Raw genomic sequence first — 13,044 nt, forward strand, 5'->3', positions numbered from 1 at the left:
CGGCTGAAGCGGCACCTGCGGAAAACCGCGCGCGATGGCCGCAGGAGCGGCAAAACCGGGCCGTAACGAATTGACTCCCCGCGCGCGCCGGGCCTAATCCACCGGTCCTTCCGAAGCCCGGCCGGGCATGCCTGCATCCAATCCCGATCCGACCATGCCTGCCTCGCACAGGCGCCGGCCCTCCCGCCCCAGACGGAGCCCAGTGAGATCATCATGACCACCATCGACCGCGCCCAGCACGACAAGCTCGCCAACGCCATCCGCGGCCTGGCGATGGACGGCGTCGAGAAGGCCAAGTCCGGCCATCCCGGCCTGCCGATGGGCGCGGCCGACATCGCCACGGTGCTGTTTACCCGCGTGATGAAGTACGACGCCGCCGATCCGCGCTGGCCGGACCGCGACCGCTTCGTGCTCTCGGCCGGCCACGGCTCGATGCTGCTCTACGCCCTGCTCTATCTCACCGGCTCGCCGGGCATGGCGCTCGACGACCTCAAGGCCTTCCGCCAGCTCGAGTCGAAGACCCCCGGGCACCCCGAGAACTTCATGACGGCCGGCGTCGAGACCACCACCGGCCCGCTCGGCCAGGGGCTGGCCACCGCCGTCGGCATGGCGATGGCCGAGCGCATGCTCGCCGCCGAGTTCGGCAAGAAGGTCGTCGACCACCACACCTATGTGCTGGCTTCCGACGGCGACCTGATGGAGGGCATCAGCCAGGAGGCGATCGCGCTTGCCGGCCATCAGAAGCTCAACAAGCTGATCGTGCTCTGGGACGATAACGGCATCTCGATCGACGGCCCGCTCTCGATCACCGACAATGTCGACCAGGTCGCCCGCTTCAAGGCTTGCGGCTGGCGCTCCGAGCGCGTCGACGGCCATGATCCCGAGGCGATCGAGGCCGCGATCCGCCGCGCCCAGAAGTCGAACAAGCCGACCATGATCGCCTGCAAGACCGTGATCGGCTTCGGCGCCCCGAAGAAGGCCGGCACCTCCAAGGCCCATGGCGAGCCGCTCGGCGCCGAGGAGCTTGCCGCCGCCAAGCAGAAGCTCGGCATCACCGGCGGCGCCTTCGAGGTCGCGGCCGAGGTGCTCAAGGCCTGGCGCGGCTTCGGTGCGGCCGGCGCCGCCTCGCACAAGGACTGGAACGAGCGCTTCGCCACCCTATCCGAGCGCAAGCGCGGCGAGTTCGACCGTCGCCTCGCCCATGCCGTCCCGGCCAAGCTCGACAAGGCGATCCTCGCCCACAAGAAGGCGCTGATCGCCGCGCCGCAGGCCGTCGCCACCCGCAAGGCCTCGGAGCTGGCGCTGGAAGCCATCACCGCGGTCATGCCCGAGCTGGTGATGGGCTCGGCCGATCTCACGCCCTCCAACAACACCCGCACCAAGGCCGCCGAGGACTTCACCCCGAAGACCCCGAAGGGCCGCTATGTCCGCTACGGTATCCGCGAGCACGGCATGGCCGCCGCGATGAACGGCATCACGCTGCATGGCGGCTTCCGCACCGGCGGCGGCACCTTCCTGGTCTTCGCCGACTATGCCCGCCCCTCGATGCGGCTCGCCGCGCTGATGGGCTTGCCGGTCGTCTACGTCATGACCCATGACTCGATCGGCCTCGGCGAAGACGGCCCGACCCACCAGCCGGTCGAGCAGGTCGCCTCGCTCCGCGCCATGCCGAACATGCGGGTCTTCCGCCCGGCCGATACCATCGAGACCGCGGAGGCCTGGCAGGCCGCTCTGGAGCGCACCGACGGGCCGACCGTTCTGGCGCTCTCGCGCCAGAACCTGCCGCAGCTGCGCACGGACGCCTCGGCCAGGAACCGCTCCGCGGCCGGCGCCTACGAGCTGCTCGCGGCCGAGGGCGGCAAGGCCCAGGTCACGCTCTTCGCCTCGGGCTCCGAGGTCGAGCTCGCCGTCGCCGCCCGCAAGCTGCTCGCCGAGAAGGGCGTGCGCGCCCGCGTCGTCTCCGTGCCTTCGCTGGAGCTCTTCCTGCAGCAGGACGAGGCGACCCAGGCGGCGGTCATCGGCTCGGCACCGGTCAAGGTCGCGGTCGAGGCGGGCGTGCGCTTCGGCTGGGATGCGGTGATCGGCCATGACGGCGCCTTCGTCGGCATGCACTCCTTCGGGGCGAGCGGGCCCTACAAGGACGTCTACAAGCATTTCGGCATCACGGCCGAGGCGATCGCCGACGCCGCGATGAAGAAGCACAACGCCTGACAACCCGTCATTGCGAGCGGAGCGAAGCAATCCAGGGGGACGTAGCGCTCTGCCGGCCCTGGATTGCTTCGCCGCTACGCTCCTCGCAATGACGGTTTTTATCTTGCGTTCGGCCATGCTTTGGCCGAATTGCCCGCGTGGATAGCGACGGCTGCGCCGGTTCGCTCGGCGAAGGAGAGGAAGATTATGACGGTCAAGGTAGCGATCAACGGCTTCGGCCGCATCGGGCGCAACGTTCTGCGCGCGATCATCGAGTCGAAGCGCAAGGACATCGAGGTCGTGGCGATCAACGATCTCGGCCCGGTCGAGACCAACGCCCATCTCTTCCGCTTCGACTCCGTCCATGGCCGCTTCCCCGGCACGGTGACGGTCTCCGGCGACACGATCGATGTCGGCCGCGGCCCGATCAAGGTCACCGCGATCCGCGATCCCAAGGACCTGCCGCACAAGGCGCTCGGCGTCGACATCGCTCTGGAATGCACCGGCTTCTTCACCAGCAAGGAGAAGGCCAGCGCCCATCTCGCCGCCGGCGCCAAGCGCGTGCTGGTCTCGGCCCCCTGCGACGGCGCCGACCTCACGGTCGTCTACGGCGTCAACCACACGGCCCTGAGCAAGGACCATGTCGTGGTCTCGAACGCTTCCTGCACCACGAACTGCCTCGCGCCGGTCGTGCGCGTGCTTCATGACGCCGTCGGCATCGACAAGGGCTTCATGACCACGATCCACGCCTATACCGGCGACCAGCCGACGCTCGACACCATGCACAAGGATCTCTATCGCGGCCGCGCCGCCGCGATGTCGATGATCCCGACCTCGACCGGCGCCGCCAAGGCGATCGGCCTCGTCATCCCCGACCTCAAGGGTCGCCTCGACGGCACCTCGATCCGCGTGCCGACCCCGAACGTCTCGGTCGTCGACTTCAAGTTCCTGGCCAAGCGCAAAACCACGGTCGAGAAGATCAACGAGGCCATCATCAAGGCGTCGAAGCGCGGCCCGCTCAAGGGCATCCTCGCCGTCACGGACCAGCCGAACGTCTCGATCGACTTCAATCACGACCCGGCGTCCTCGACCTTCGCCCTCGACCAGACCAAGGTCATGGACGACAAGTTCGTGCGCGTGCTGTCCTGGTACGACAACGAATGGGGCTTCTCGAACCGCATGAGCGACACCGCCGTCGCCATGGGCGCCCTGCTCTGATCCATCGCGGAAAGCGGGGCGGCCCTCGACGGCCCGCCCCGCCATATCCTTCCACCACGGAGAGCCTATGGCCAAGATCGAGCCGACCGTCACGCCCCCGGCACCTGCCGAGGCGCCCGCCGTGACACCGCCCCCGGCCTTCGGCCAGACCGGAGCCGCGCCCACGCCGGCCGCTCCCGCCCTCGTCGTCGGCTCCGCGGCGCCGGCCGCCGCCGAATCCGCCAAGCCCGATCCCCGCCAGCTCGACCAGCTCTCACGCATCGAGGAGAAAGCGGCCCGCATCGAGGAAAAGTTCGCCCGCTACGAGGCCGTCCTGACCCGCGCCGAGGCGTCGCTGGAGCGCAGCGCCCACAAGGTCGACGCCGCCGCCGGCACCATGGACTTCGCCTCGATCCGCGGCGAGATCGCCACCCTGCGCGGCCGCATCGACGCGACGCCGCGCACCGGCACGCTGTTCATGACCGCCATCGTCACGGCCGTCCTCACCGTCCTGCTCACCATCCTGGTGCTCAAGTTCGGCGTGCCCGGCCTGTTCGGGGGGCTGCTGCCGTAATGGGCTTTCGGGACGCCGCCCTCCTCGCCGTGCCGCGCAGCCTGCGCTGGCGGCCGGTCGAGGGCGCCGGACTGGAACATCTCACGCTACGCAGCACGCCTGACGGCCTCCGCGCCGAGGCCGTGGTCATCGGCGAGCGCGGCGGTGGCGAGCCCTACGGCGTTTCCTATGCCATCGACTGCGGCACCGACTTTGCCGTAACCGCCGTCACCATTGCCGCGACCGACGGCCGGCGCGTCTTCCTGGAAAGGCGCGACGGCGTCTGGCGTGATGTCTTCGGCGAGCACCTTGCCGCCTTCGACGACTGCATCGACATCGATCTGCAAGGCTCGGCCTTCACCAATACCCTGCCCATCCGGCGGGAGCATTGGGAGATCGGCCAGAGCCGCACATTCGCGATGCTCTACATCCCCTTCGATGATTTCGTGCCGCGTCTCGACCGGCAGACCTATACCTGCCTCGCCCCGCGCCTGTTCCGCTACCAGGCGGCCGATGGCAGCTTCGAGGCCGAATTGCCTGTCGACGAGGACGGCCTCGTCGTCGATTATCCCAGCCTGTTCGAACGCATCCGATAAGAGAGCCCGATGACCGCCTTCCGCACCCTCGATGACGCCGATCTCGCCGGCAAGCGCGTGCTTGTCCGCGTCGACCTCAACGTGCCGATGGAAGACGGCAAGGTCAGCGACACCACCCGCATCGACCGCGTGCTGCCGACCATCCGCGAGATCGCCGACAAGGGCGGCAAGGTCATCCTGCTCGCCCATTTCGGCCGCCCCAAGGGCCCTGACGAGAAGAACAGCCTGAAGCAGGTCGTACCGGCCCTGACCGAGGCGCTCGGCCGCCCTGTCGCCTTCGTCGCGGATTGCATCGGCGAGCCGGTAGCCCAGGCCGTCGCCGCCGCGCGCAACGGCGATGTCCTGCTGCTCGAGAACACCCGCTTCCACGCCGGCGACGAGAAGAACGACGCTGGCTTCGTCAGGGCGCTCGCCGCCAATGGCGATATCTATGTCAACGACGCCTTCTCGGCCGCCCACCGCGCCCATGCCTCGACGGAAGGCCTCGCCCATGTGCTGCCGGCCTATGCCGGGCGCACCATGCAGGCGGAGCTGGAGGCGCTCTCCGCCGGCCTCGACAACCCCGCCCGCCCGGTGATGGCGATCGTCGGCGGCGCCAAGGTCTCGACCAAGCTCGAGCTGCTCGGCAACCTCGTCACCAAGGTCGATGTCCTGGTTATCGGCGGCGGCATGGCCAACACCTTCCTCGCCGCGCGCGGCATCGATGTCGGCAAGTCGCTCTGCGAGCATGACCTCGCCGAGACCGCCCGCGAGATCGAGGCCAAGGCCAAGGCCGCCGGCTGCGAGATCCTGCTCCCCGTCGATGCGCTCGTGGCGCGCGAATTCAAGGCCCATCCCAGCTACCGGGTCGTGCCGATCGACGGCACCGAGGCCGACGAGATGATCCTCGATGCCGGCCCGCTCTCGATCGCCGAGGTCGTGCTGCGGCTCGACAAGGTGAAGACGCTGGTCTGGAACGGCCCGTTCGGCGCCTTCGAGCTGCCGCCCTTCGACACCGCGACGGTGGCCGTCGCCAAGGCCGCCGCCAAGCGCGTCCAAGCGGGCGGACTGGTCGCGGTCGCCGGCGGCGGCGACACCGTGGCGGCGATGAACCATGCCGGCGTCGCCGACGAGCTGTCCTATGTCTCGACGGCGGGCGGCGCCTTCCTCGAATGGATGGAAGGCAAGGACCTGCCGGGCGTCGAGGCGCTGCGGAAGGCCTGATTCCGGCCGTTTCCGAGGGGCCGCCCCGGCAACGGAGCGGCCCTTCGCATTTTCAGCATGTCGCCGCTTTGGCTTTGCGCCAGCGGTACTTAAGCACTACATCCACCCTCATACCGATTTAGCCAAAGGGGAGTGCCATCGTGGCCCGTATCACGCTTCGCCAGCTGCTCGACCACGCCGCCGAGAACGACTACGGCGTGCCCGCCTTCAACATCAACAACATGGAGCAGGCGCTGGCGATCATGGCCGCGGCGGACGCGACCGACGCGCCCGTCATCATCCAGGCCTCGCGCGGCGCCCGCTCCTACGCGAACGACATCATGCTCAAGCACATGATGGACGCCGTCACCGAGATCTACCCGCATATCCCGGTCTGCGTGCATCTCGACCACGGCAACGAGCCGGCGACCTGCATGACCGCGATCCAGGCCGGCTTCACCTCCGTCATGATGGACGGCTCGCTCAAGGCCGACGGCAAGACGCCGGGCGACTGGGACTACAATGTCGGCGTGACCAAGACCGTCACCGACATGGCCCATCTCGGCGGCATCTCGGTCGAGGGTGAGCTCGGTGTGCTCGGCTCGCTTGAATCCGGCGAAGGCGAGAAGGAGGACGGCCACGGCTTCGAGGGCAAGCTCAGCCACGACCAGCTCCTGACCAACCCGGACGAGGCGGTGAAATTCGTCGCCGAGACCAAGGTCGATGCGCTCGCCATCGCCATGGGCACCTCGCACGGCGCCTACAAGTTCACCCGCAAACCCGACGGCGCGATCCTGGCGATGCATGTCATCGAGGAGATCCACAAGAAGCTGCCGAACATGCATCTCGTGATGCACGGCTCCTCCTCGGTTCCGCAGGACCTCCAGGACATCATCAACCAGTATGGCGGCAAGATGCCCCAGACCTGGGGCGTGCCGGTCGAGGAGATCCAGCGCGGCATCAAGCACGGCGTGCGCAAGATCAACATCGACACCGACAACCGCATGGCGATGACCGGCCAGATCCGCAAGATCCTGTCGGAGAACCCCGGCGAGTTCGACCCGCGCAAGTATCTGAAGCCCGCTATGGAAGCGATGACCAAGCTCTGCAAGCAGCGCCTGGAAGAGTTCAACACCGCCGGCCAGGCCTCGAAGATCAAGCGCGTCATCACGCTGGCCGAGATGGCCAAGCGCTACGCCAAGGGCGAGCTCGACCCGACCTTCGGTTCCAAGAAGGCGGCTTGAGACACGATCTCGGCGCGTAGGCCGTCATGGTCGGGCTTGTCCCGGCCAGCCACGTCTTCGCCCGTCGAGGGCACCGTTCAAGACGCGGATGCTCGCCACAAGGGCAAGCATGACGCGAGCGGAGACCTTCGGAGAATGACGAACGCCCGGTCACATCGACCGGGCGTTTCGCTTTTCAGGGCGGCCTGATGCGGTCCGGCCCTGACGCGAGGCGTCGCCTCAAACCCCGATCTTCCCCCCACCCTTCTTGGTGATCGCCACCACCGAGGGCCGCACCGGCATGTCCGGCCTGAAATCGGGCCAGCGGGTCGAGAGGTCCTCGTAATAGGAGCGGCGGCCGAATTCCGGCCAGTCCGGCCCGTCGTCGCCGGGGTGCTGCACGGCGACGAAGGCCGTCGTGTCGTCCGGCGTGAAGCAGGGGCCGCACATCTCCGCCCCATGCGGGACGCGGTAGAACAGCTTGGAGGTCCGCCGGGCGCCTCCCTCGGTATCGACCGCCCAGAGCCCGTCGGTGCGTCCTGTCACGTCGATGCCGTTGCCGTCCGTCGCCACCCAGAGCCGCCCGGCGGAATCGACCACGGCATTGTCGGGCATGCCGAACCAGCCGTTCTTGGTCGTATCGGTCGAGAAGCTCGCGCCGACCGCCGCGACGGAGGGGTCGCCGCATTTCAGCAGGATCTCCCAGCGCCCTTTGGTCGCGGTGTGGTCGCCATCCGCCTCGGCGATCTCGATGATGTGGCCGAAGGCATTCTTGGCACGTGGATTGGCGGCGTCGACTTGCTCGTCCTTGCGGCTCGAATTGTTGGTCAGCATCACATAGACCCGCCCCGTCACCGGGTTCGGCGTGATGTCCTCAGGCCGGTCCATCTTGGTCGCGCCGAGCAGGTCGCCGGCGCGGCGCGCCTCGATCAGCACGTCGGCCTGGCTCTGGAAGCCGTTCGCGGCCGTCAGAGGCCCCTGCCCGAAGACCAGCGGCAGCCATTCATGCGTGCCATCCGACGCGAATTTCGCAACGTACAGCGTGCCTGAATCGAGCAGGTCGAGATTGGCGGCGCGGTTGTTCGGATCGAAGTGGCCGGCCGTGACGAATTTGTAGACATAGTCGAAGCGCTCGTCGTCGCCGAGATAGGCGACCACGCGCCCGTCCTTGGCGACGATCATGTCGGCACCCTCATGCTTGAAGCGGCCGAGCGCGGTGCGCTTCTTCGGCACCGAATTCGGATCGAACGGATCGACCTCGACCACCCAGCCGAAGCGGTTGGCCTCGTTCGGCTCCCTGGCGAGGTCGAAGCGCTCTTCGAAGCGGCCCCAGGCGTAAGGAGCGGACGGCACGGCGAGGCGCTTGTAGTTCGCCTCCTCGCGATGGCCCTCCGGCAGCTTGCCGGAGAAGTAGCCGTGGAAGTTCTCCTCGCCCGAGACGAAGGTGCCCCAGGGCGTCAGCGCACCCGAGCAATTGTTGAGCGTACCGAGCACCTTGCGGCCGCTGGCGTCGGCCTTGGTCTGCACCCGCTCATGGCCGGCGACCGGCCCGGACAGTTGCATCTCGGTCGCGACGGTGATGCGGCGGTTGTACTTGGAATCCCTGACCAGCGCCCATTGGCTGCCGGTCCTGGAGATCTCCGCCACCGTCGCACCATGGGCCATCGCCTCGATCGCGAAGCGCTCCGGCGTGGCGTTCTTCATCACCGGCTTGCCGTCCTTCATCTCGACGACGCCGGGGAACATCAGATGCGGATTGGTGTATTCGTGATTGACGAAGAGCAGCCCATGCGCAGACGGGTCGGCAGCGCCGGGCATCGGCACATAGCCGACGAAGTCGTTGTTGTAGCCGAACTGCTTGCCCTGGGCCTCCGGCGTCTGCTTCGCCGGATCGAAGTCGGACGCGTCCGGCGTCAGCGGGTCGCCCCAGCGCAGCAGAACCTGTGCCTCATAGCCCTCGGCGACATGGTGATCGGCGTCGACGCCGACCTCGACTTCCTTGAAGGAGAAGGCGGATTTCGCGCCCTGCGCCTGCGCCTCCTCGGCGGTTTCTAGCGCCAGCGTGCCGACCGTGGCCGAGATCGCCGAGACGGCGAGCGCGCCCTTGAGCAGCCCGCGTCGCGAGAAGCGCTGCGAGATCAGCTCGCCCATCGTCGGATTGTCGGTCGGATTCCGCGGCTCTGCGTCTTCATGCTCCAGCATGCTGGCGCCGAAGGTGGATTCGTGCTCGTCGTCGCGCATGGTCGGCCTCGGTCGCTTCGGATTGGAACAATGCGCAGCTAGGCCCTGCCATTGACAGCCAAATGACAGCGGGCGCCGCCGGCCGTCTGCCCTCCTGCAGGCCCCGCGCCTCCGGCAGGCCCCGGCCCTGCGCCTGCCACCCTTTCCGCGTCCCGCGATTTCTGGTTCAACGGCAGTCCCTCCGTCCGGCCGGTCCCCTGCAACGTCATGTCGATCGTCTTCTCCGCACTGGTCGCGGTCTTCGTCGGTTTCGCCGCCTCCGTCGCCGTCATCCTCCAGGCCGCGCAGGCGCTCCACGCCACGCCCGGCCAGACCATTTCCTGGATCGCGGCCTTGTGCCTCGCCACCGGCGCCTCCAGCCTCCTGCTGTCCTGGCGCTATCGCATGCCGATGATCTGCGCCTGGTCGACGCCGGGGGCAGCCCTGATCGCGGCCGTGACCGGCTTCGACATGGCCTCGGCCGTGGGCGCCTTCCTGATCGCGGCCGTGCTGATGATGCTGACGGCCGCCTTCCGCCCGCTCGGCAAGCTGATCGAGCGCATCCCGATGCCGGTCGCCGCGGCGATGCTCGCCGGCGTCATCTTCCGCTTCGTCGTCGCGGTCTTCGACGAGATGCGGCTCGCGCCCGGACTCGTCCTGCCGCTGCTCGCGATTTTCCTCTTGGCCCGGCTGTTCAACCCGTTTCTCGGCGTGGTGGCGGCGCTTGCCGCCGGCATCGCGATCAGCTTCGTCGGCGGTCTCAGCCATTGGCCCGCCGGCGCACTGACGCTGAGCGGCCTCGAATTCGTCACGCCGCGCTTCGATATTGCCGCCATGCTCGGCATCGGCGTCCCGCTCTATCTCGTCACCATGGCCGCCCAGAACCTGCCGGGCTTCGCCGTGCTGCGCGCCGCCGGCTATCATCCGCCGACCGCTCCCTCCCTGTTCGTCACGGGGCTGGCCTCGCTCCTGACGGCCCCCTTCGGCGCGCACATGACCAACATGGCCGCGATATCGGCCTCGATCTGCACCGGTGGCGACACCCACCCCGACCCGGCCCAGCGCTGGAAGGCGGGCGTGCTCTACGGCCTGGCCTATTTCGTCGTCGCCGCCTGCACCGGCCTGCTGATAGCCCTGCTGCTGGCGCTGCCCAAGGCGCTGATCGTCGCCGTGGCCGGGCTCGGGCTCGTCGGTTCGCTCACCGGCGCGCTCGCCCAGGCGATGTCGTCCGACAAGGAGCGCTTCGCCGCCGTCGTCACCTTCGCCATCGCGGCGTCCAGCCTCTCGCTTTTCGGCATCGGTTCCGCCTTCTGGAGCCTCGTCGCCGGGCTTGCGGTCTTGACATTGGACTTCGCTGCGGGCCGTTTGCGCAGCCGATCATGACCACACACGCTGCCCCCACCCGCCTGATGCTCGTCACTCCGCCCGTCGCCGACGCGGAGGCGATGGCCTTTCGCCTGATGCAGGCCATGGCCGGCGGCGACATCGCCGCCATCCTGCTGCGCCTCACGCCCGGCGACGATCGCAGCCGGATCGAGCGCGTCAAGCGCCTCGCCGGCCCAGTCCAGGGCAACAATGTCGCCCTCGTCGTCGAGGACAACGCGCTCGTCGCCACGCGCGGCGGGGCCGACGGCGTGCATCTCACCGGCGGCGCCGCGGCGATCGCCGAGGCCCGCTCCAGCCTGCGCAACGAACGCATCATCGGCATCGGCGGCCTGCGCGCCCGCCATGACGCCATGGATGCAGGCGAGGCGGGGGTCGACTACGTGATGTTCGGCGAGCCGCGCCCCGATGGCAGCGTGCCGCCGCTGCCGGCGGTGATCGAGCGTGCCGGCTGGTGGGCCGAGATCTTCGAGACGCCCTGCGTGGCCTATGCGCCCGATGCCGAATCCGTCGCCGCCTTGGTCGAGACGGGGGCGGAGTTCGTCGCCCTCGGCGCCTGGGCGTTCGACGAGGGGCAGGACATCCGGGCACTGGTCGAGCAGGCCAATGCGGCGATCGCCGCCTGCGCGGCACGGAAGGCGGCGCGATGACGCGGCTCGCCCGCTTCGCCTGCCTCGCCGGACTGCTCTTCGCGACGCAGTCGGTGGCGGCACCTGCCGCACCCGCTGCGCCTACCGCACCTGCACCTGTCTCGGACGCCGCCTATGGCGCCTATCAGGCCGGACATTACCGGCGCGCCCAGTCGGAAGCGCTCAAGCGCATCGAGGCGAACAGTAACGATGCGGCGGCGATGACCCTGCTCGGCGAGATCTACCGCCAGGGCCTCGGCGTTCCGCCGGACCAGAAGGCCGCGACCGAGTGGTACGAGCAGGCCGAGGCGCGCGGCGACATCAACGCCGCCTTCGCGCTCGCAACCCTGCTTCTCGACGAGAAGAGCGGCAAGCGCGATGCCGCCCGCGCCGGCGCCCTGATGGAGAAGGCCGCCGCCGCCGGCCACCCCGCCGCCAACTACAATCTCGCCCTGACCCTGCTCGCGACCGGCCGCGAAGCCGACGACAAGCGCGCCATCGGCTGCCTCGAGACGGCCGCCAAGGCGAGCGTCGGCGACGCCATGCATGCGCTCGGCGTCCTGGCGAAGCAGGGCCGCGGCATGCCGGCGAGCGAAGAGGTCGCCGCCCGCTGGATGAAGCAGGCCGCCGTGGCCGGCAATGTGCCGGGCGAGGTCGAATACGCCATCATGCTGTTCAACGGCACCGGCGTGGAGAAGAGCGAGGCCGAGGCTGCGAAGCTGTTCCGCCGCGCCGCCGCCCAGGGCAATCCCATCGCCCAGAACCGCCTCGCCAAGCTCTATCAGTACGGGCTGGGCATTCCCCCCGACACGATCGAGGCCGCGGCCTGGCATCTCGCCGCCCGCGCCCAGGGCCTCAAGGATGCGGCGCTGGACGACCTGTTCGAGCGCCTGAAACCAGAGCAGCAGGCCCGCGCCGCCCGCATCGCCGCGACACGCATCAACTCCGCCGTCTTGACGACGCCTTAAGACCCGCGCAAGTGACGGCTCACTATTCTTGCCGGGCGCGAGGCTTGCGCCGCTGGCCAATCGCGCCTTCCGGGCGCGCAAGAGGTTTTCGATGATCCGCTCCCCCCTGATGACCGTGATGACCGACGCCGTGATGAAGGCGTCCCGCTCGCTGAAGCGCGATTTCGGCGAGGTCGAGAATCTGCAGGTTCTTGCCAAGGGGCCGGGCGACTTCGTCTCCAAGGCCGATCACAAGGCCGAGGAGATCCTGCGCGAGTCGCTCCAGAAGGCTCGCCCCGGCTACGGCTTCGTCATGGAGGAGAGCGGCGTCGTCCATGGCACCGACGAGAGCAACCGCTGGCATATCGACCCGCTCGACGGCACCCACAACTTCCTGCGCGGCATCCCGCACTGGAACATCTCGGTCGCGCTCGAGCGCGACAACCAGTTCATCGCCGGCGTGGTCTACGACGCGGCCAAGGACGAGATGTTCATGGCCGAGAAGGGCAAGGGCGCCTATGTCAACAACCGCCGCCTGCGCGTCTCCGGCCGGAGCGAGCCGACCGAGATGCTGGTCGGCACCGGCATTCCCCATATCGGCAAGGGCGGCCACGGCCTCTTCCTGCGCGAGCTCGCCGCCGTGATGCCGCGCTTCGCCAATGTCCGCCGCATGGGCTCGGCCGCGCTCGACATCGCCTATGTCGCCGCGGGCCGCATGGACGCCTATTGGGAGCGTGGCCTCAACACCTGGGATTTCGCGGCCGGCGCCGTGCTGATCCGCGAGGCAGGCGGCACTTTCGGCACCCTCGACGGCAAGCCCGCGACGAGCGCCAAGGACATCATTTGCGGCAACGAGGCCGGCGAGCAGGCCCTGCGCGCCGCGCTGAAGACGGCTGCGGCCTGAGGAAACCTCCGCTCTTTCGT

General features: G+C 68.6%; 11 protein-coding genes. 10 read left to right on the top strand and 1 reads right to left on the bottom strand.

What is annotated here, in order from left to right; translation table 11 throughout:
• The first annotated feature begins 213 nt into the window (after window positions 1-213).
• From tkt to fba, 6 genes are all read left to right on the top strand, one after another.
• Window positions 214-2,211, top strand: coding sequence for a transketolase (gene tkt, locus B5Y19_RS17705; protein WP_055728050.1), 1,998 nt, complete (start codon window positions 214-216; stop codon window positions 2,209-2,211).
• A 186-nt stretch (window positions 2,212-2,397) separates the two neighbouring features.
• Entirely contained in the window at window positions 2,398-3,408 is a 1,011-nt protein-coding gene (gene gap, locus B5Y19_RS17710; RefSeq protein WP_055728051.1) for a type I glyceraldehyde-3-phosphate dehydrogenase, read from the top strand.
• A gap of 67 nt (window positions 3,409-3,475) precedes the next feature.
• Entirely contained in the window at window positions 3,476-3,961 is a 486-nt protein-coding gene (locus tag B5Y19_RS17715; RefSeq protein WP_055728052.1) for a hypothetical protein, read from the top strand.
• Window positions 3,961-4,536 carry a putative glycolipid-binding domain-containing protein gene (locus tag B5Y19_RS17720; protein ID WP_055728053.1) on the top strand — a complete coding sequence of 192 codons (576 nt, stop codon included), beginning with the start codon at window positions 3,961-3,963 and terminating at the stop codon, window positions 4,534-4,536. The genes B5Y19_RS17715 and B5Y19_RS17720 overlap by 1 nt, the downstream gene beginning before the upstream one ends.
• Before the next feature lie 9 nt (window positions 4,537-4,545).
• Window positions 4,546-5,739, top strand: a complete 1,194-nt coding sequence (locus tag B5Y19_RS17725) for a phosphoglycerate kinase (protein WP_055728054.1) — start codon at window positions 4,546-4,548, stop codon at window positions 5,737-5,739.
• A 140-nt stretch (window positions 5,740-5,879) separates the two neighbouring features.
• Window positions 5,880-6,962, top strand: coding sequence for a class II fructose-bisphosphate aldolase (gene fba / locus B5Y19_RS17730; protein ID WP_055728055.1), 1,083 nt, complete (start codon window positions 5,880-5,882; stop codon window positions 6,960-6,962).
• A gap of 219 nt (window positions 6,963-7,181) precedes the next feature.
• Here fba and B5Y19_RS17735 read toward each other — a convergent pair whose 3' ends face one another.
• Window positions 7,182-9,182: a PhoX family protein gene (locus tag B5Y19_RS17735; RefSeq protein ID WP_055728056.1), complete on the bottom strand. Its 2,001-nt coding sequence runs from the start codon at window positions 9,180-9,182 to the stop codon at window positions 7,182-7,184.
• Between the two features lie 207 nt (window positions 9,183-9,389).
• Between B5Y19_RS17735 and B5Y19_RS17740 the strand changes: the two genes are divergently transcribed.
• From B5Y19_RS17740 to B5Y19_RS17755, 4 genes are all read left to right on the top strand, one after another.
• Window positions 9,390-10,544, top strand: a complete 1,155-nt coding sequence (locus tag B5Y19_RS17740; protein ID WP_055728057.1) for a benzoate/H(+) symporter BenE family transporter — start codon at window positions 9,390-9,392, stop codon at window positions 10,542-10,544.
• On the top strand, window positions 10,541-11,194 hold the full coding sequence (locus B5Y19_RS17745; RefSeq protein ID WP_079591870.1) for a thiamine phosphate synthase: 654 nt from the start codon (window positions 10,541-10,543) through the stop codon (window positions 11,192-11,194). Before B5Y19_RS17740 ends, B5Y19_RS17745 begins: the two co-directional genes overlap by 4 nt.
• Window positions 11,191-12,141 (top strand): tetratricopeptide repeat protein, encoded by a 951-nt coding sequence (locus B5Y19_RS17750; protein ID WP_079591871.1) that lies wholly within the window; start codon window positions 11,191-11,193, stop codon window positions 12,139-12,141. The genes B5Y19_RS17745 and B5Y19_RS17750 overlap by 4 nt, the downstream gene beginning before the upstream one ends.
• Window positions 12,142-12,232: 91 nt before the next feature.
• Window positions 12,233-13,024 carry an inositol monophosphatase family protein gene (locus B5Y19_RS17755; RefSeq protein ID WP_055728184.1) on the top strand — a complete coding sequence of 264 codons (792 nt, stop codon included), beginning with the start codon at window positions 12,233-12,235 and terminating at the stop codon, window positions 13,022-13,024.
• Window positions 13,025-13,044 lie beyond the last annotated feature (20 nt).

The sequence above is a fragment of the Allobosea thiooxidans genome, from assembly GCF_900168195.1.
Taxonomy (GTDB): Bacteria; Pseudomonadota; Alphaproteobacteria; order Rhizobiales; family Beijerinckiaceae; genus Allobosea; species Allobosea thiooxidans.

What these genes read in the sequence shown, in the direction of transcription:
- tkt (WP_055728050.1), top strand. Translation starts at nt 214, where the DNA reads ATGACCACCATCGACCGCGCCCAGCACGACAAGCTCGCCAACGCCATC.
- gap (WP_055728051.1), top strand. Translation starts at nt 2,398, where the DNA reads ATGACGGTCAAGGTAGCGATCAACGGCTTCGGCCGCATCGGGCGCAAC.
- B5Y19_RS17715 (WP_055728052.1), top strand. Translation starts at nt 3,476, where the DNA reads ATGGCCAAGATCGAGCCGACCGTCACGCCCCCGGCACCTGCCGAGGCG.
- B5Y19_RS17720 (WP_055728053.1), top strand. Translation starts at nt 3,961, where the DNA reads ATGGGCTTTCGGGACGCCGCCCTCCTCGCCGTGCCGCGCAGCCTGCGC.
- B5Y19_RS17725 (WP_055728054.1), top strand. Translation starts at nt 4,546, where the DNA reads ATGACCGCCTTCCGCACCCTCGATGACGCCGATCTCGCCGGCAAGCGC.
- B5Y19_RS17735 (WP_055728056.1), bottom strand. Translation starts at nt 9,182, where the DNA reads ATGCGCGACGACGAGCACGAATCCACCTTCGGCGCCAGCATGCTGGAG.
- B5Y19_RS17740 (WP_055728057.1), top strand. Translation starts at nt 9,390, where the DNA reads ATGTCGATCGTCTTCTCCGCACTGGTCGCGGTCTTCGTCGGTTTCGCC.
- B5Y19_RS17745 (WP_079591870.1), top strand. Translation starts at nt 10,541, where the DNA reads ATGACCACACACGCTGCCCCCACCCGCCTGATGCTCGTCACTCCGCCC.
- B5Y19_RS17750 (WP_079591871.1), top strand. Translation starts at nt 11,191, where the DNA reads ATGACGCGGCTCGCCCGCTTCGCCTGCCTCGCCGGACTGCTCTTCGCG.
- B5Y19_RS17755 (WP_055728184.1), top strand. Translation starts at nt 12,233, where the DNA reads ATGATCCGCTCCCCCCTGATGACCGTGATGACCGACGCCGTGATGAAG.